This window comes from Klebsiella sp. SYXHC3, assembly GCF_057196925.1.
In genome coordinates, this window is the sequence record NZ_JBXUNG010000007.1 from 202,461 (window position 1) to 218,878 (window position 16,418).

The window sequence follows — 16,418 nt, forward strand, 5'->3', positions numbered from 1 at the left end:
AATGTATGTGAGTTCACAAAAGGTGAAAGCTTAATCATTGATATATCGATATTTAGCGGTTTGGTGTAGTACCATTACTATTAGAGATCAAACTTTTAATAATTCTAACTCTGTCACAAATTCTATGAGGAAAAGGAAATGGCATTCGTTGTAGACCTTCGAGTTGAGGATAACGCAGTAGCTGCCCCTGCGACGGCGCAAGTCATAGCCCAAAGGCTAGGAGGCGTTTTGAAAGAAAGGTTTGAGGATTTTATTCATAAGCGAGAGTGCCTGCCGACTCAACAAGATTACAACATCAAAATGGCGAGTAGGGCGTTGGCGGCGTTTACGATGTACCAGCTAGGGGGGGTTGATGAAAAGCATGCCGGGGAATCAGTTTGTGATAGCACTGATGATGGTGGTATTGATGGTATTGTTATAAATCATAGTGAAAAAATAGTAGTAGTTGTCCAGTCAAAATTTAACCAGGCGGGTAATGGTACCTGGAGCCGGCCTGATTTTGTCTGCTTCAAGGATGCTTGCGAGAAATTACAGAATGAGCGATACGAACTTTTCGACCAGATTCTTCAGGATAAAAGTTCAGATATAAGTACTGCTCTTAATTCATTTGATTATAAATTTGTCTTTGCTATGACTCATACAGGGAAAAAAGGTGCGTCAGAGGATATTCTACGTGACATGCAAGAGTGGCAAAGAGAGTTAAATGAAGCCTCTTTTACTTCGACTGAAGCACCAAAAGAAGAGTGGGGTTTTCAAGTTCATTTGATTTCATCAGAGGATTTAGTTCATTGGTTGCAGACAGGTTCAAGGGGCCAAATCGATTTACATGGCGTAGAGGTGGAACGCTATGGGTTCATCAATGAACCGTACAAAGCATTTTATGGAACCTTAGCTGGAGACCAAATTGGTAGTTGGTGGAAACAATATGGAACCCGCCTTTTTACAAAAAATATAAGAAATATGCTAGGGAAGACTGATGTCAACGAAGAAATAAAAAAAACAGCAACTGACAATCCCGAAATGTTTTGGTTTTATAATAACGGTATAACATTGTTAGTGAATGAGGTGATTCCTCATAGACGAAACGCTGCTGCAGGTACTGAGCGAGGTGTTTTCGATTTGAAAGATGTTAGTGTTATAAATGGCGCGCAAACTGTAAGTAGTTTAGGTAGTGTAATGGATGCTTTAGGTGATAGAATTTATCAAGTTAAAGTTCCTGTTCGTTTTATTGAAATTACCAATGATGTAAATGATCTCAATGCAAATGCAATAACCAGAGCTAATAATTTTCAGAACAGAGTATTAGGCAGAGATTTTGCTTCGCAACAACCCGATCAGCACAGGCTATCAAGAGAGCTCATTCTTGAAGGATACCAGTACCAATTATTGCGAACAGACGAAGACTATTCGCAATCTAACGTTAAAGTTATTGATCTTGATGAAGCTCTGAATGCTTTAGCTTGTTTGAGCAAAAACAACACAATTGTTGCAACTTTGAAATCTAATCGCGGCAGGTTTTTTGAGAATTTTGAAGGCTCACTTTATAAAACCATCTTCAATCCACGATTAAGTGGTGTGAAGTTAATAAATGCTGTTAACCATTTCCGTGTGATTGAGCGCGCTATTAGTGCAACTTTAGCTGCTACAGATAAATCAACCCATAGTCGCCGTCATTTAATAATAACGCATGGTAATCGATATTACGCATCGGTATTGTTAAATTCCGTGGCTAGTTTGCATAGTAGTACTAATCAATTGACTCCTGATGTAGCGCAACTTACTGCTGATTTAAATGAGTTGATTACCAGGACAGAGAGCTATATAGAAGCGGGTTATCCAAATGCTTATCCTGCAAGGTTTTTTGCTAATCCAGCAAAAATACAAGAGTTATATGATAATAATTAATGCATAAGGGGGGGCTCCCCCCTATTCTTTTATTGAATTGTCTCATTGATTTACAGGTCTAGTCTGTAGTCATCAAAGTTTATTACGTCTTCTTCCAGCCATTCATTCAACTCCTGCAGCCGTTTCTGTAGTGGCATTAGTTCATTACGTACAAACACCCGACTAGCCTTCTCCACATCCCCAAACCCTCCAACATTACTCGGCATAATACCCATCATCTGAGGCGGAACGCGGTGAGCCGCCATCATGTCATCCCGACTTACGTTCTTGATGTTCAGAAACTCATCCTTTGCTGCCACCTCTGACAGCGGGATGATCTGAATCCCATCCTTCTTGCCGTTGGGCGAGTACATAAACAGGTTGCGGAAGTTGCCCGGTCCTTTGGCGCTTTTCATTGCCTGGCGGATGTTGTTTACGTCCTCCTGGTTCTGCGCCGCATCGGTCATGTACATGATGAAACCCGCGTGGCTACCGTTGATGTAATACTTCCGGCGGAACAGGGTGGCGGACTCATTCAGTAGGGCGGAGGGGACGGCTGACAGGTATTCCGGCAGACCGTAAATCTCCTGGTTTAAGTCCGGTTCCATCAGGTGGAAGATGCTGCCTTTGGTGAACTCGTAAGGCTGCGTGCTCATGCCGTATTGCACAAACCAGTAGGTGTCGAGATCGATCCCGCGGCGGGTATATTTCGCCAGTGATGGCTCCAGCGACAAAATACCGCCCAGCCGGTTCGTTCGTTTTTCCAGATAGGCATTACCAAACACCAGGTAATCCTGCACAAAGCGGCTGAATGCCTGTTGGCTTAGTAACGGGTGCGGGATAAACGTGCTTGTCAGGATGTTGCGCTTCACCGCAATTGGTGAGCTGTGATGCACGGCGGCGCGATAGGTGCGGGCCAGTCCGTCAAAGCTCACCGGCGGCTCATACCAGCGGTCCATCTGCACGCATTCCACATAGTCCAGCAGCTCGCGGCGGTCCAGCACCGGGATTGGATCACCAAAGCTGAAAGCCTCGGCAGTTACGCCTGCGTTTTTAGGCGCCGTATCTTCTGTTGGCGTTGTTCTGGTTAAGGCTTCGAGTTCACTCATCAAAAAATCTCCACAATATTGCTGGTATTGGCGGATTCGCCCTGCAACGGTTCGTTAAACAGTGCGTGCATTGTTGCCCAGGCCAAATCTGCGTGGCTGGCTTCTTCGCTGCGGCTGGCTTCGTAGGTAGGACGGTTTCCGCTGGCGGTGGTGGCGCGGCGGATAGCCATAAAGGATTGCGCAATGTCGGTGTGCCCGGCGTCAAACTCCAGACGACGGTGGCTGATAATGTCGTATGCCTTGAGCACCAGGGCGTTTTTGACGTTGGGGTTGTAGACAAACTCCCGCACGGCAGGAAAGAACGCTTTCACGTTCTCGTAGACACCGTGACCGACACCGGTAGAGTCGATGCCGATATAGGTCACGTTATACTGCTGCGTCAGCTTTTTGATTGCGTCAGCCTGGGCGCGGAAGTCCATTCCGCGCCACTGGTGCCTCTCAAGAATGCGGAACTTACCGCCCGGTACGGTTGGCGGTGCCACCACCACGCACCCGGCGCTGTCGCCGTTCTGCGTACCTTTCGCTGGGTCGTATCCGATCCAGACTTCGCGCCAGCCAAACGGGCGCAGCGCCAGCGCCTGAAAATCAGCCCAGACTTCCCAGCTGTCCACCATGCATGCCTGTAACTCGCTGAGCGGGAACACTGACGCCAGATCGTCAATAAATTCACACATCAGCAGGTTCTGGTATTCGTCCGGGCTGTACTCCATGCGCAGCTGGTCGAGGTCGAACAGATTACAGCCGCCGCGCACCGCATCCTCCACGGTGACGATCTGGCGATACTGTCCGTCCGGGCAGAGCACGCCGCGCGCAAGGTTGCTGTGGGTCAGGTCAATATCCACCTTGTCCGCTTTGGCGCGGCCCCGGTTGAACAGTGCGCCGGACCAGAACGGATAGGCGCTGTGGGTCAGGCTGGACGGCGTGGAAAAGTAGGTTTGTCGCCATTTCTTGTGAATGGCCATACCGGAGGCAACCTTGCGCAGCTCCTGGAATTTCGGTATCCAGAAATATTCATCAAGGTACAGGTTGCCGTGGTAGCTCTGCGCCGTACGGGCGTTGGTGCCGAGGAAGTACAGGCACGCGCCGTTGCTGAGGGTCATCGGGTCGCCTTTCAGCTCAACATCCACCTCTTTTGCAAAGTCGATGATGTATTGCTTAAAAACGTGCGCCTGTGCCTTACTGGCTGAGAGAAAAATCTGATTGCGCCCCGTGGTGATGGCGTCAATCAGAGCTTCGCGGGCAAAAAAGTATGTTGCCCCGATCTGGCGTGATTTAAGCAGGTTGCGAATGCGGTGTTTTACGCCAGCCTGCCACCAGTGGCGCTGATATTCGAACATGCCGTTGCGGAATATTTCTTCCAGCTTTTCGGTCTGTTCATCAGTGAAAACATTCTTTTCGGGCTGGCGGCGTGGCCCTTTGTTACGGTTGGCAACTTTCGGATTTAAGTCTGCTTCGTTCCCGCCATCGTTAAACTTACCGATCCGGGCGTGGCGCTCTGACTGGCGCGCCAGCAGGTCAATTTCCTTGAAGTCTTTCCCTTCTTTCTGCTCCTTCATGATGAGCTGGCAGTAACGTGCGGCGGTGGTGAGCTGCATCTGATCCAGCGGCCCATACTCGCCCCATTTATCGCGCTTCTTCCAGCTGTGAACGGTTGCAACTTTTTCGCCCAGCATTTCAGCAATGCGGGCTACGCGGTATCCCTGAAAGTACAGCAGCATAGCCTGCCGACGGGGATCGAGGTCTGCGGGGGTCAGTGTCGTGTTCATGGCCCCCAACATACGGCCTAGCCTGACGGCTTTCCCCGGCTGCGGTTTGTGTGGCTGACCGTACAAGTGCCGCGCGTTGTTTCACTCCCCCCATCACCGCAAACATAAGGCTCCAGTAAGTTTTTTCTAACGGAGCACGGCTCATGACAGTGAAAGCAAAGCGTTTCCGTATCGGGGTGGAAGGTGCCACCACTGACGGGCGCGAAATCCAGCGTGAATGGCTGGTACAGATGGCTGCCAGCTACAACCCGACGGTCTATACCGCGCTGATTAACCTTGAGCACATCAAGTCTTATCTGCCGGACAGCACCTTTAACCGTTACGGCAGGATAACGGGGCTGGTTGCAGAAGAAATCAAGGACGGGCCGCTGGCGGGCAAGATGGCGCTTTATGCCGATATCGAACCTACGGACGCCCTGGTGGAACTGGTGAAAAAGGGCCAGAAGCTTTTCACCTCCATGGAGGTCAGCACGAAGTTTGCCGACACCGGCAAAGCCTACCTTGTGGGGCTGGGTGCGACGGACGATCCGGCGAGTCTGGGCACCGAAATGCTGGCATTCAGCGCCAGCGCCGCGCATAACCCGCTGGCGAACCGTAAGCTGAACCCTGAAAACCTGTTTTCGGAAGCAGTTGAAACGCTGATCGAACTGGAAGAAGCCCAGGACGAAAAGCCGCCCCTCTTTGCCCGCATCACCGCGCTGTTAACCAAAAAAGAGCAAACCGATGAGGCGAGTTTCTCCGACGTGCATAAAGCCGTGGAACTGGTTGCCACCGAGCAGCAGAACCTGAGCGAGCGCACGGATAAATCCCTGACCGAACAGGACAAGCGCCTTTCTGAGCTGGAGTCCTCACTGCAGGAGCAGCAGACCGCCTTTGCCGAGCTTGAGCAGAAGCTGAGCCGTGAGGACAGTCGTAAAGACTACCGCCAGCGCGCGCCGGGCGGTGACGCACCGGCAGGCACCCTGACCAATTGCTGATGGAGCATAAAACCCAATGAAAAAGAATACCCGCTTTGCCTTTAACGCTTACCTGCAGCAGCTGGCGCGTCTGAACGGTGTGGAAGTTGAAGAACTGTCCAGCAAGTTCACCGTGGAGCCGTCTGTGCAGCAGACGCTGGAAGACCAGATCCAGCAGTCCGCTGCTTTCCTGACGCTGATTAACATCACGCCGGTCACTGAGCAGTCCGGGCAGTTGCTGGGGCTAGGCGTTGGAAGCACCATTGCCGGGACCACCGATACCACCACCAAAGAGCGCGAGCCTACCGATCCGACGCTGATGGAAGACGTGGAATACAAATGCGAGCAGACCAACTTTGATACGGTGCTGACGTACGCAAAACTGGACCTGTGGGCGAAATTCCAGGACTTCCAGGTGCGTATCCGCAACGCCATTGTTAAGCGTCAGGCACTGGACCGCATCATGATCGGTTTTAACGGCGTGAAGCGCGCCAAAACCTCCAATCGTGCTGAAAACCCGCTGCTGCAGGACGTCAATAAAGGCTGGCTGCAGAAAATCCGCGAAGACGCGCCGGATCACGCCATGGGCAGCAAAACAGCAGAAGACGGCACCACTACTGCAGAACCGGTAAAAGTAGGTCCGGGTGGTAAGTATCTAAATCTTGACGCCGTGGTGATGGATGCTGTCAATGAGTTGATCGATGTGGTTTATCAGGATGATGACGATCTGGTTGTCGTCTGCGGACGTGAACTGCTGTCTGACAAGTATTTCCCGCTGGTCAACAAAGAGCAGGACAACAGCGAGAAAATCGCCGCCGAACTGATCATCAGCCAGAAACGCATGGGCGGCCTGCAGGCTGTGCGCGCGCCTTTCTTCCCGGCAAATGCCCTGCTGATCACCCGTCTGGATAACCTGTCCATCTACTGGCAGGAAGACACCCGCCGCCGTTCCGTTATCGACAACCCGAAACGTGACCGGATTGAAAACTTTGAATCCGTCAACGAGGCGTATGTGGTCGAGGACTACCGCTGCGCGGCGTTGGTTGAAAACATCGAAATCGGTGATTTCAGCGCGCCTGCCGTACCTGAAGGTGGGGAATAACGCATGAGCCTGAGTCCCGCACGGCAGCACCGCCTGCGCATTCAGGCCGAACAGGCCGCCCGTGAGGGCGGCAGTGTTCGCCATGCGTCGGGCTATGACCTGATGCTGCTGCAACTTGCAGAAGACCGCCGCCGCCTCAAGGGCGTCCAGTCCACGGTGAAAAAGGCGGAAATCAAGGTGGAGCTGCTGCCGAAATATTCCGCCTGGGCGGAGGGGGTGCTGGCTGCCGGAGGTGCGCAGCAGGATGACGTGCTGATGTACGTGATGCTGTGGCGTATCGATGCCGGTGATTATGCCGGTGCGCTGGAAATCGGGCGTCATGCGCTGCGCCATGGCTGGGTGATGCCGCTGGGCAACCGTAACGTGCAGACCGTGCTGGCAGAAGAAATGGCAGACGCGGCGCAAAGCGCTCTGCTAGCCGCTGCCGGTTTTGATGCCGATCTGCTTTTGCAGACGCTGGATCTGACAGCCGATCTGGATATGCCGGACCAGTCGCGGGCGCGTCTGCATAAAGCCATCGGCGCTGTACTGAGCGAAAGCAACCCGGCATCTGCCCTGAATCACCTTACCCATGCGCTGCAGCTCGATCCCCGCTGTGGCGTTAAAAAAGAAAAGCAGCAGCTGGAGCGCAGACTGCGCAATGACAGCCGCTAAAGAACGTGCCCCGCGCACGGGCGGCACGGGGTGGCGAAAGGCACTGCCACATCAAAATCCCGTCCACCGCCCACTTATTCAGGAGAACGCCGCATGAAGTTTGTTGCGCCAGAACAGGTACCGGAACAGGCGGAGGTCATCAAAAATACACCGTTCTGGCCTGATGTGGACCTGTCGGAATTTCGCAGTGTGATGCGTACTGACGGCACGGTGACGCAGCCGCGTTTAAAGCAGGTTGTGCTGACGGCTATTTCTGAGGTTAACGCTGAGCTGTACGACTTCCGCAAGCGTCAGCAGATGCTGGGCTGGCAGACACTTGCAGACGTTCCTGCAGCAATGCTGGACGGCAAAAGCGAGCGTATCCAGCACTACCACAACGCTGTTTTTTGCTGGACGCGCGCTGTGCTCAATGAGCGTTATCAGGACTATGACGCCACGGCGTCAGGAGTGAAGCAAGGGGATGAGCTGGCGGACGCCAGCGGCGCTCTGTGGCGTGATGCCCGCTGGGCAATCAGCCGGGTGCAGGATGCGCCGCACTGTACGGTGGAGCTTATCTGATGAAAGTGCGTGCGCATCAGTATGACACGGTGGACGCGCTTTGCTGGCGTCATTACGGGCGCACGCAGGGTGTCACTGAGCAGGTTCTGCAGGCAAATCCGGGGCTGGCTGAGTACGGCCCATTTTTACCGCACGGGCTGCAGGTGGAGCTGCCGGACATTACGGCGTCATCCACGGCGCAGACCGTCCAGCTATGGGACTGAATTATGACGCTTGAACGAATCAGCGCCTTTATCACTTACTGCATCGCCGTGCTGCTGGCATGGCTGGGCGATCTGTCGCTCAAGGATGCGTCAACGGTTGGTGGTGTACTGATTGGTGTGCTGATGCTGGCTATTAACTGGTACTACAAACACCAGTCTTTCAAATTGTTACGTGGCGGCAAGATTTCGCGGGGGAAATATGAATCCTTCAATCGTTAAGCGCTGCCTTGTCGGGGCGGTGCTGGCTACTGCTGCCACGCTACCCGGTTTCCAGTCGCTTCATACCTCCGTTGAGGGGCTGAAACTGATTGCCGATTACGAGGGGTGCCGCCTGCAACCTTATCAGTGCAGCGCGGGCGTGTGGACCGACGGGATCGGCAATACGTCCGGTGTGGTGCAGGGCAAAACCATCACGGAAAGGCAGGCGGCGCAGGGACTTATCACCAACGTGCTGCGCGTGGAGCGGGCGCTGGATAAATGTGTGGTGCAGCCGATGCCGCAAAAAGTCTATGACGCGGTAGTGTCGTTTGCTTTCAATGTGGGCACCGGCAACGCCTGCAGCTCCACGCTGGTTAAGTTGCTGAAGCAGCGGCGTTGGGCAGATGCCTGCTATCAGCTGCCGCGCTGGGTATATGTCAAAGGTGTGTTTAATCAGGGGCTGGACAATCGCCGCGCGCGGGAAATGGCCTGGTGCCTGAAAGGGGCGGGCGCATGACGCGCATCCTGGCTGTGATGCTGGCACTGGTACTGGTGGCGCTGGGCTGGCAGTCGTGGCGGCTTAATAATGCGAGCCACACTATCGAAACCCAGGGCGTAGCGCTGGAAAGCAAAAGCCAGGAATTGACGAAGAAAAACAGCCAATTGATCGGCCTGTCCATTCTGACCGAAACCAACAGCCGGGAGCAGACGCGGCTTTATGCAGCGGCAGAAGATACGCGCGCAATGCTGCATCAGCGCCAGAACCGGATCGAGGAGCTTAAACGTGAAAACGAAGATTTGCGCCGCTGGGCTGATGCTCTTTTGTCTCCTGATGTTGTCAGGCTGCGCGAAAGACCCGCCATCATCGGAGGTACAGCTTACCGTGAGTGGCTGTCCAAAGGTGACGCAGTGCCGCCTGGAAAGATCAGCGCCGCGCAGTAACGGCGATCTGCTGACTCTACTGGATGAAACGGAGGCCGCCTGGGCAGTCTGTGCAGATAAAGTGGACACCATCGTGTCATGCCAGGAGCGAGACAGTGAACAAGCCGCAATCCCTGCGAGCAACGCTAAATAAATCGGTGGCCTACGTCCGGAGGAACCCGGACAAGCTGCACCTGTTTGTGGATAAAGGCTCCCTGGTGACAACCGGTGCCAGCTCCATGTCGTGGGAATACCGCTACACCCTGAATGTGGTGATTGAAGACTTCAGCGGCGATCAAAATCTGCTGATGGCCCCGGTGTTGCTGTGGCTTATGGAGAATCAGCCGGATGCCATCAATAACCCTGAACTGCGCGAAAAGCTGTTTTCCTTTGAGGTGGATATTCTGCGCAACGACATTTGCGACATTAGTCTGGACCTGCAACTGACGGAGCGCATTCTGGTGAGCGCTGAGGGCGGGATCTCAATCGTTAAGGCGGAGCCAGAGCCAGAAGAACCAGAAGAAATGTGGACGGTGACGCATGGATGAACTGCAGAAAGTCGATACCTGGCTGACAGCGTTGCTGGCAAATCTTGAGCCAGCGGCGCGCAAGCGCATGATGCGGGAACTGGCGCAGCAGCTACGCCGGATTCAGCAAAACAACATTCGACTGCAGCGCAATCCTGATGGCACCGGCTACGAGCCGCGCCGGGTAACTGCCCGGACGAAAAAGGGCCGCATCAAGCGGCAGATGTTCGCCAAACTCCGCACCACTAAATACCTGAAAACTGCCGCCACTGCCGACTCTGCCAGCGTGCAGTTTGCCGGGCAGGTGCAGCGCATTGCTCGGGTGCATCATTACGGCTTACGTGATCGTGTAAGCCGTAAGGGGACTGAGGTGCGTTATGCAGAGCGGCGGTTACTTGGCCTTAATCAAAAAACGAATGACATAATTCAGGATTTGATTTTTAGCTGGTTGAACAAATAATCATAAACGCCACTTTGTTATTTTACTCATTGGGTGATTTTTAAGCATCCAATTAGCTAATTCACCTAACGTACCTTTTTCTTTTGCAAAAATCTCAGCAGTGCGAGGGGAAATTATCGGCATTGAATTGCCTATGGGGTCTTCAAATTTGATTGGTTCGTAACGAAACTTATACTTCCAGTTGGCTAAGGCTGCTAAACTCAGAGCGATATGTGTGTCTTTAATTTTGTAATAGGTTTTTCTTGCTGTGTCTAAAGAGCATCTTTCGCCAAGCGTGATTGCTTTTATTGCGTCAAGTGGAATTTCATTGGTATATATGTCGAAAGCTTTTGCTTTTCCTTTCGCCTTTTTGCAGTATCTAAATGGTTTTACTAATCTCCATTCTTTTTCGTAACTCCATACATCCGGCTTTATACACAAGTCAGCCACTGGAATGGTTTCATTTTCTAAGAAGTAGTTTATGTGAATCATAGGTCTTTCTTGACGGTATTTTACTTCAAACAATCCATTAAAATAGTCATGATTTTCATCGAATTCGATAACTGCGCCACTGTATTCATCCGCATAGTGAGCCCACATTAAATGAGAGTCGGAATTTCTAGATAAACATAATATTCCAATTTCTTTATTCAAGTTACTGATTAGCTCTCTTGAGAATATGTCATTGCAATTTTCATGTTCGAAATCATCTTCAAGAAAATAGTTGTCAATAAATCTTTCATTCGTGTTTGTGTCGAAGCGTAGGTTTATTCTTTCCTCAGGGTTTGTGGTTACGTCAGGATTGAATACTTCAAGAGCCAATTCAAACGGATCGTTAAACCCCCCTGGCTGAGTGAATCGAATAGAACCGTTGAGAATGAACTCTAACGTATTTGCTGTTACATATTTGTATAACGACATCTAGAATATCCCCGTTTTTTGATGTCGTGATTATTGTGTCATTTCCCGTACAAGATCAACCAAATGCGCGCTATGGGGAGTTATTGCATTCTAAGTCTTATGAACGCACAACTGACCGAAATCATGCGCCTTATCACCAACCTGATCCGCACCGGAACTGTAACGGAAGTGGACCGGGACAACTGGCTGTGCCGGGTGAAAATGGGCGAGCTTGAAACCAACTGGATTAACTGGCTGACGCTGCGTGCCGGTGGTGCCCGTACATGGTGGTGCCCGTCGCCGGATGAGCAGGTGGTGGTGCTGAGTATGGGCGGCAATCTGGAAACCGCTTTTGCGTTGCCTGCCATCTACTCCAATCAGTTTGCGCCGCCGTCGGATTCTGTGAACGGCTGCGTGACGGAGTACCCGGACGGAGGCTGGTTTGAGTATGAACCCGCCACCGGGCGGTGGCATGTCCGGGGCATCAAATCCATGGTGATCGAGGCGGCGGACAATATCACCCTCAAAACTGGTGAGTTTGTGGTGGAGGCTGACACCACGCGCATTAACAGCGAAATGGTGATCAATGGCGGCGTCACCCAGGGAGGCGGCGCGATCAGTTCTAACGGGATCGTGGTGGATAAACACGCTCACACCGGCGTGAAGTCCGGCGGCGATACATCAGGAGGCCCGGTATGATGCTGTATATCGGCATGAGCCAGGGCAACGGCAAAGCTATTACTGATATGGACCATCTGCGCCAGTCAGTGCGGGATATTCTGCTGACGCCGCAGGGCAGCCGTATTGCCCGCCGGGAATATGGTTCCCTACTGTCTGCCCTGATTGACCAGCCGCAGAATCCGGCGCTACGCCTGCAGGTCATGTCTGCAGTCTATGTGGCGCTGAGCCGCTGGGAGCCACGGCTTACGCTGGATTCCATCACCATCAGCAGCAATTTTGACGGCTCCATGGTGGTTGAGCTTACCGGGCAGCGCAATAACGGCGCGCCGGTTTCCCTTTCGGTATCAACAGGAGCAGAAAATGGCAGTAATTGACCTTTCCCAACTGCCCGCGCCGCAGATAGTGGACGTGTCGGATTTTGAGACGCTGCTGGCTGAGCGCAAGGCCGCTTTTGTGGCCCTTTATCCGCTGGATGAGAAGGACGCTGTACGGCGCACGCTGGCGCTGGAATCTGAACCCGTTACCAAGCTACTGCAGGAAAGTACCTACCGCGAAATCCTGTTGCGCCAGCGTATTAATGAGGCAGCGCAGGCGGTCATGGTGGCGTATGCCATCGGCGGCGATCTCGATCAGCTGGCAGCCAACTACAACGTGAAACGCCTGACGGTAACGCCTGCCGATAACGACGCAGTGCCGCCTGTTGCTGCCGTCATGGAAAGCGATGAAGCGCTGCGCCTGCGTGTTCCGGCTGCGTTTGAGGGGTTGTCCGTTGCGGGGCCGACGGCGGCCTATGAGTTTCACGCCAGAAGCGCGGACGGGCGTGTGGCAGATGCCAGCGCAACCAGCCCGGCACCGGCGGAGGTGGTACTTACTGTACTGAGCCGTGAAGGTGACGGTACGGCAGAGGCTGATCTGCTGGCGGTGGTGGAGCAGGCGCTTAACAGCGAGAACGTGCGCCCGGTGGCAGACAGACTGACGGTGCGCAGCGCCGAAATAATTCCGTACAGCGTGGATGCGACGATCTTTCTTTATCCGGGGCCGGAGGCTGAACCGGTGATGGCGGCGGCAAAAGCCAGCCTGCAGAAGTATATCGCCAGTCAGACGCGCCTGGGACGTGATATCCGTCGTAGTGCCATTTATGCCGCGCTGCACGTTGAGGGTGTTCAGCGTGTGGAGCTGGCCTCCCCGCTGGATGACGTGGTGCTGGATAAGACGCAGGCGGCATCCTGTACGGAATGGAGCGTAACCAACGGGGGCACGGATGAATAGTCTGCTGCCGCCCGGTTCATCGCTGCTTGAACGCCGGTTGGCGCAGACCTGCAGCGGGATTTCCGATCTGCAGGTGCCGCTGCGCGATTTATGGAACCCGGCAACGTGTCCGGTCAGCTTCCTGCCGTATCTGGCGTGGGCGTTTTCCGTTGACCGCTGGGACGAAAGCTGGACGGAGAGTGTCAAGCGCAGGGTGGTACAGGACGCTTTCTATATTCATCAGCATAAGGGGACAACCAGCGCAGTACGGCGCGTGGTCGAGCCGTTCGGCTTCCTGATCCGCATCATTGAGTGGTGGCAGACCGGCGAGCAACCGGGTACGTTTCGCCTGGACATTGGCGTGCAGGAGCAGGGGATCACAGAAGAAACTTATCTGGAGCTGGAGCGCCTGATTAGTGACGCCAAACCCTGCAGCCGCCACCTGATCGGTATGTCCATTAATCTGCAGAGCAGTGGTCCCTTTTTTGTGGGGGCCGCCACTTACACGGGAGAAGAAATTACGGTTTACCCGTATATCAACGAAACCATTATTTCCGGCGGCACCGCTTACGAGGGCGGGGCGGTCCATGTTATTGACACAATGAGAGTGAATCCATGAGCGCAAAATTCTATACCCTGCTGACGGATATCGGCGCGGCGAAACTGGCAAGCGCCGCCGCGCTCGGTGTTCCGTTGAAAATTACCCATATGGCGGTGGGAGATGGTGGCGGCGTGCTACCCACGCCCAGCGCACAACAGACAAAGCTGGTTGCTGAAAAGCGCCGGGCTTCCCTCAATATGTTGTATATCGATCCGCAGAATAGTAGCCAGATGATTGCTGAGCAGGTGATCCCCGAAACTGAGGGAGGATGGTGGATACGCGAAATTGGTCTGTTCGATGAAACCGGCGCACTGATCGCCGTGGGCAACTGCCCGGAGAGTTACAAGCCGCAGTTGGCGGAGGGGAGTGGACGCACGCAGACCGTACGCATGGTGTTGATTACCAGCAGCACCGACAATATCACTCTCAAAATTGATCCGGCAGTCGTGCTGGCTACCCGTCAGTATGTGGACGATATTGCGATTGAGGTCAGGCTCTATACGGATGAGGCGATGAAAGCCCACCTGGCGGAGGCTAACCCGCATGCTCAGTATTTGCAGGCAAAAAATAACCTGTCAGAACTGACCGACAAATCAAAAGCGCGTGGCTTGCTGGAGCTGGGAAGCGCAGCGACAAAAGATGTCGGAACAGAGGCAGGTAATGTGATTGGGGTCGGCGGCTTTGGTCTGGGTGCGGATAAAATTAATACCGTTGCGATTGATTTTAAAACCCGCGTTTTCCGCGCAGGCCAGTCTCTGCTTCTCAAAATGGAGAGCTGCACCAACGTCCCTGATGGCCTGCCGAAAGGTCCAGGCGAATATGTTTACGCGCATTGTTTAGGTGTCAGGGATAACAGTTACGGTTGCACCGTTATTTTTATCGCTCACAACTCGGCAAATATTACTTTTATCGGTACCCGATATAACAATACAAACAGTGGATGGGTATTAATGCGCGTCGGCAATCAGGCCGAACTGTCGAAATACCTCTCTTTAGCCGGTGGTGATATTACCGGGCGTCTCGGTGTCGGTGGTGTCCTTCAGGTCGGTAAAACGGGAACGGAATCACTTATCACTCTCGGTGCGTCAACTGTGATGAGGGATAACGCGAATAATGCGCTGGTTATCAGCAGCGAGTCGGGTGCGGGAACGAAAGCGGGTGTATTTTTACGCCCTATCGCCAGCACTGACAGCACCATGCAAATGCAGGGTAATGCTGATGGCTGGTTTACTGACAAGTTCACTCCAAAAAGTCTCAAAATAACCGGAACAGACGCCATCAATAAAAGCGGCGCGTATTCCTACACCGATGGAAGCCAAAAATTTAATCAGACTGATGGTCTGTTTATGCTGGGCGTTGGTGAGCAGTACGGAAAAATCAGATTCACCGAAATGGTGGGGAAAAGGGCTTTTCTCGGTTTTGAAATCAAAGGAGGGGATACCACTGCCTGGGTCGAGTTCCGGCAGGACGGGAGCTTTGTCATCAACGGTACCGATGTTTCCCCTGTTGGTATTCCCCAGCCGTGGCCTCTGACGAGCGCCCCGCTTGGCTGGCTTATCTGTAATGGTGCGGCCTTTGACAAGGCGATGTATCCCTATCTGGCTGCGGCTTATCCATCAGGCAAATTACCTGACCTGCGCGGTGAGTTTATTCGTGGCTGGGACGCCGGGCGCGGAGTGGACGCAGGGCGAGCCATTTTGGCTGCGCAGGGCGACGCTATCAGAAATATTACTGGTTCAATTAATGGTTTAGGTGGAGAAGGTGGCGCGATCTATTACAAATCCACTCCAGCGAAAACCTCATGGGTGCATTGGGGAGGCGATAATACTTTCCACGATGTGCTGTCATATGGCTTTGACGCTTCTCGTGTAGTCCCCACCGCATCAGAAAACCGACCACGCAACATCGCATTTAACTACATCGTGAGAGCAGCATAATGAGCAAATACAATACTGAATTACCTGTCGCAAAACTGAATAAAAACGGCATTGCTACTATTGCCGGCTGGCTCACGGTGTACAGCGTAGAGCCTCATCAACGCGAGTTTCAGTCGGTAACAATGGAATATTTAGCCGCGGGCGTGGGTCTGCCTGCTTTCGGTTATGCCGATAAACCAGATTTACCGGGCGACGGCTTTGCACTGGTACGCAGCGCGGATGAAAAACAGTGGGAAACCATGGCGGATTATCGCGGTTTAACGGCTTACAACACTGAGACCAGGCAACCGGAAATCATCGCTTTTCTTGGTGAGTTGCCGGATACGTTGACGTTACTGGCACCTGTCACGGCGTATGATAAATGGGATGGTAGCCAGTGGGTGACCGACACGGCGGCGCAACATGCTGATGAGATTGCTGTTGCAGAACAGCAAAAGCAGGCTCTGCTTTCTGAGGCGCAGCAGCAAATCAGCGGATGGCAAACAGAGCTGCAGCTCGGCATCATCAGTGATGATGATAAGGCCAGACTGATTAGCTGGATGAACTACATCAAAGCCGTGCAGGCAGTGGACACCTCTAAAGCGCCGGATATTAGCTGGCCTGAGCGTCCGGAAGATTAATCCCGTCCCCGCATTCGCGAGGATTTTTATTCCCCTTTCATTGTGCCATGACCCACACATAGCCCGCAGCGTGCGCCGCGTGCATATCAACCAGAACATAGGCGTACCCCCTGT

Annotated in this window: 21 protein-coding genes; 18 read left to right on the forward strand and 3 right to left on the reverse strand. The window is 53.1% G+C overall.

What is annotated here, in order from left to right; translation table 11 throughout:
- Positions 1-138 precede the first annotated feature (138 nt).
- Positions 139-1,905, forward strand: a complete 1,767-nt coding sequence (locus tag AC2CGP_RS18065; RefSeq protein ID WP_484502416.1) for an AIPR family protein — start codon at positions 139-141, stop codon at positions 1,903-1,905.
- 50 nt (positions 1,906-1,955) lie between these two features.
- Here the strand turns inward: AC2CGP_RS18065 and AC2CGP_RS18070 are convergent, their stop codons facing one another.
- The gene (locus AC2CGP_RS18070) at positions 1,956-2,993 is read right to left on the reverse strand and encodes a phage portal protein (protein ID WP_484502417.1); all 1,038 of its coding nucleotides are present in this window, start codon (positions 2,991-2,993) and stop codon (positions 1,956-1,958) included.
- Complete coding sequence (locus AC2CGP_RS18075; protein WP_063447425.1) at positions 2,993-4,759, reverse strand: terminase ATPase subunit family protein; 1,767 nt, start codon at positions 4,757-4,759, stop codon at positions 2,993-2,995. Before AC2CGP_RS18075 ends, AC2CGP_RS18070 begins: the two co-directional genes overlap by 1 nt.
- A gap of 143 nt (positions 4,760-4,902) precedes the next feature.
- Here AC2CGP_RS18075 and AC2CGP_RS18080 point away from each other — a divergent pair, with 143 nt between their 5' ends.
- The 11 genes from AC2CGP_RS18080 (at position 4,903) to AC2CGP_RS18130 (ending at position 10,338) form a co-directional block, all read left to right on the forward strand.
- The gene (locus AC2CGP_RS18080) at positions 4,903-5,736 is read left to right on the forward strand and encodes a GPO family capsid scaffolding protein (RefSeq protein WP_484502418.1); all 834 of its coding nucleotides are present in this window, start codon (positions 4,903-4,905) and stop codon (positions 5,734-5,736) included.
- A 16-nt stretch (positions 5,737-5,752) separates the two neighbouring features.
- On the forward strand, positions 5,753-6,817 hold the full coding sequence (locus AC2CGP_RS18085; RefSeq protein ID WP_484502419.1) for a phage major capsid protein, P2 family: 1,065 nt from the start codon (positions 5,753-5,755) through the stop codon (positions 6,815-6,817).
- Between the two features lie 3 nt (positions 6,818-6,820).
- A complete protein-coding gene (gpM, locus tag AC2CGP_RS18090) occupies positions 6,821-7,471 on the forward strand; it encodes a phage terminase small subunit (RefSeq protein WP_045895157.1) in 651 nt (216 codons plus the stop codon).
- Between the two features lie 93 nt (positions 7,472-7,564).
- Positions 7,565-8,029, forward strand: a complete 465-nt coding sequence (locus AC2CGP_RS18095; protein ID WP_484502420.1) for a head completion/stabilization protein — start codon at positions 7,565-7,567, stop codon at positions 8,027-8,029.
- A complete protein-coding gene (locus AC2CGP_RS18100; RefSeq protein ID WP_181626913.1) occupies positions 8,029-8,232 on the forward strand; it encodes a tail protein X in 204 nt (67 codons plus the stop codon). The genes AC2CGP_RS18095 and AC2CGP_RS18100 overlap by 1 nt, the downstream gene beginning before the upstream one ends.
- Before the next feature lie 3 nt (positions 8,233-8,235).
- Positions 8,236-8,451 (forward strand): HP1 family phage holin, encoded by a 216-nt coding sequence (locus tag AC2CGP_RS18105; protein ID WP_241221344.1) that lies wholly within the window; start codon positions 8,236-8,238, stop codon positions 8,449-8,451.
- Positions 8,432-8,947, forward strand: coding sequence for a lysozyme (locus AC2CGP_RS18110; protein WP_484502421.1), 516 nt, complete (start codon positions 8,432-8,434; stop codon positions 8,945-8,947). The genes AC2CGP_RS18105 and AC2CGP_RS18110 overlap by 20 nt, the downstream gene beginning before the upstream one ends.
- Positions 8,944-9,372, forward strand: coding sequence for an Rz-like lysis system protein LysB (gene lysB, locus AC2CGP_RS18115; protein WP_484502422.1), 429 nt, complete (start codon positions 8,944-8,946; stop codon positions 9,370-9,372). The genes AC2CGP_RS18110 and lysB overlap by 4 nt, the downstream gene beginning before the upstream one ends.
- Positions 9,263-9,505, forward strand: a complete 243-nt coding sequence (gene lysC / locus AC2CGP_RS18120; RefSeq protein ID WP_484502423.1) for an Rz1-like lysis system protein LysC — start codon at positions 9,263-9,265, stop codon at positions 9,503-9,505. Before lysB ends, lysC begins: the two co-directional genes overlap by 110 nt.
- Positions 9,468-9,899 carry a phage tail protein gene (locus tag AC2CGP_RS18125; RefSeq protein ID WP_484502424.1) on the forward strand — a complete coding sequence of 144 codons (432 nt, stop codon included), beginning with the start codon at positions 9,468-9,470 and terminating at the stop codon, positions 9,897-9,899. The genes lysC and AC2CGP_RS18125 overlap by 38 nt, the downstream gene beginning before the upstream one ends.
- Entirely contained in the window at positions 9,892-10,338 is a 447-nt protein-coding gene (locus tag AC2CGP_RS18130; RefSeq protein ID WP_484502425.1) for a phage virion morphogenesis protein, read from the forward strand. The genes AC2CGP_RS18125 and AC2CGP_RS18130 overlap by 8 nt, the downstream gene beginning before the upstream one ends.
- On the opposite strand, the gene AC2CGP_RS18135 is transcribed toward AC2CGP_RS18130, so the two are convergent.
- A complete protein-coding gene (locus AC2CGP_RS18135; RefSeq protein ID WP_484502426.1) occupies positions 10,339-11,238 on the reverse strand; it encodes a DUF2971 domain-containing protein in 900 nt (299 codons plus the stop codon).
- A 99-nt stretch (positions 11,239-11,337) separates the two neighbouring features.
- On the opposite strand from AC2CGP_RS18135, the gene AC2CGP_RS18140 reads away from it, so the two are divergent.
- Genes AC2CGP_RS18140 through AC2CGP_RS18165 form a run of 6 tightly spaced genes read left to right on the forward strand, consistent with a single transcriptional unit; the run spans position 11,338 to position 16,304 of the window.
- Positions 11,338-11,916, forward strand: coding sequence for a phage baseplate assembly protein V (locus tag AC2CGP_RS18140; RefSeq protein ID WP_484502427.1), 579 nt, complete (start codon positions 11,338-11,340; stop codon positions 11,914-11,916).
- Complete coding sequence (locus AC2CGP_RS18145; protein WP_484502428.1) at positions 11,913-12,272, forward strand: GPW/gp25 family protein; 360 nt, start codon at positions 11,913-11,915, stop codon at positions 12,270-12,272. Before AC2CGP_RS18140 ends, AC2CGP_RS18145 begins: the two co-directional genes overlap by 4 nt.
- On the forward strand, positions 12,259-13,167 hold the full coding sequence (locus AC2CGP_RS18150; protein WP_484502429.1) for a baseplate assembly protein: 909 nt from the start codon (positions 12,259-12,261) through the stop codon (positions 13,165-13,167). The genes AC2CGP_RS18145 and AC2CGP_RS18150 overlap by 14 nt, the downstream gene beginning before the upstream one ends.
- Entirely contained in the window at positions 13,160-13,765 is a 606-nt protein-coding gene (locus tag AC2CGP_RS18155) for a phage tail protein I (RefSeq protein WP_484502430.1), read from the forward strand. Before AC2CGP_RS18150 ends, AC2CGP_RS18155 begins: the two co-directional genes overlap by 8 nt.
- The gene (locus AC2CGP_RS18160) at positions 13,762-15,684 is read left to right on the forward strand and encodes a phage tail-collar fiber domain-containing protein (protein WP_484502431.1); all 1,923 of its coding nucleotides are present in this window, start codon (positions 13,762-13,764) and stop codon (positions 15,682-15,684) included. Before AC2CGP_RS18155 ends, AC2CGP_RS18160 begins: the two co-directional genes overlap by 4 nt.
- On the forward strand, positions 15,684-16,304 hold the full coding sequence (locus tag AC2CGP_RS18165; RefSeq protein WP_213706792.1) for a tail fiber assembly protein: 621 nt from the start codon (positions 15,684-15,686) through the stop codon (positions 16,302-16,304). Before AC2CGP_RS18160 ends, AC2CGP_RS18165 begins: the two co-directional genes overlap by 1 nt.
- Positions 16,305-16,418: the final 114 nt, after the last annotated feature.

Coding starts and splice junctions, on each gene's coding strand:
- AC2CGP_RS18065 (WP_484502416.1), top strand. CDS start 139: ATGGCATTCGTTGTAGACCTTCGAGTTGAGGATAACGCAGTAGCTGCC.
- AC2CGP_RS18070 (WP_484502417.1), bottom strand. CDS start 2,993: ATGAGTGAACTCGAAGCCTTAACCAGAACAACGCCAACAGAAGATACG.
- AC2CGP_RS18075 (WP_063447425.1), bottom strand. CDS start 4,759: ATGAACACGACACTGACCCCCGCAGACCTCGATCCCCGTCGGCAGGCT.
- AC2CGP_RS18080 (WP_484502418.1), top strand. CDS start 4,903: ATGACAGTGAAAGCAAAGCGTTTCCGTATCGGGGTGGAAGGTGCCACC.
- AC2CGP_RS18085 (WP_484502419.1), top strand. CDS start 5,753: ATGAAAAAGAATACCCGCTTTGCCTTTAACGCTTACCTGCAGCAGCTG.
- gpM (WP_045895157.1), top strand. CDS start 6,821: ATGAGCCTGAGTCCCGCACGGCAGCACCGCCTGCGCATTCAGGCCGAA.
- AC2CGP_RS18095 (WP_484502420.1), top strand. CDS start 7,565: ATGAAGTTTGTTGCGCCAGAACAGGTACCGGAACAGGCGGAGGTCATC.
- AC2CGP_RS18100 (WP_181626913.1), top strand. CDS start 8,029: ATGAAAGTGCGTGCGCATCAGTATGACACGGTGGACGCGCTTTGCTGG.
- AC2CGP_RS18105 (WP_241221344.1), top strand. CDS start 8,236: ATGACGCTTGAACGAATCAGCGCCTTTATCACTTACTGCATCGCCGTG.
- AC2CGP_RS18110 (WP_484502421.1), top strand. CDS start 8,432: ATGAATCCTTCAATCGTTAAGCGCTGCCTTGTCGGGGCGGTGCTGGCT.
- lysB (WP_484502422.1), top strand. CDS start 8,944: ATGACGCGCATCCTGGCTGTGATGCTGGCACTGGTACTGGTGGCGCTG.
- lysC (WP_484502423.1), top strand. CDS start 9,263: ATGTTGTCAGGCTGCGCGAAAGACCCGCCATCATCGGAGGTACAGCTT.
- AC2CGP_RS18130 (WP_484502425.1), top strand. CDS start 9,892: ATGGATGAACTGCAGAAAGTCGATACCTGGCTGACAGCGTTGCTGGCA.
- AC2CGP_RS18135 (WP_484502426.1), bottom strand. CDS start 11,238: ATGTCGTTATACAAATATGTAACAGCAAATACGTTAGAGTTCATTCTC.
- AC2CGP_RS18140 (WP_484502427.1), top strand. CDS start 11,338: ATGAACGCACAACTGACCGAAATCATGCGCCTTATCACCAACCTGATC.
- AC2CGP_RS18145 (WP_484502428.1), top strand. CDS start 11,913: ATGATGCTGTATATCGGCATGAGCCAGGGCAACGGCAAAGCTATTACT.
- AC2CGP_RS18150 (WP_484502429.1), top strand. CDS start 12,259: ATGGCAGTAATTGACCTTTCCCAACTGCCCGCGCCGCAGATAGTGGAC.
- AC2CGP_RS18155 (WP_484502430.1), top strand. CDS start 13,160: ATGAATAGTCTGCTGCCGCCCGGTTCATCGCTGCTTGAACGCCGGTTG.
- AC2CGP_RS18160 (WP_484502431.1), top strand. CDS start 13,762: ATGAGCGCAAAATTCTATACCCTGCTGACGGATATCGGCGCGGCGAAA.
- AC2CGP_RS18165 (WP_213706792.1), top strand. CDS start 15,684: ATGAGCAAATACAATACTGAATTACCTGTCGCAAAACTGAATAAAAAC.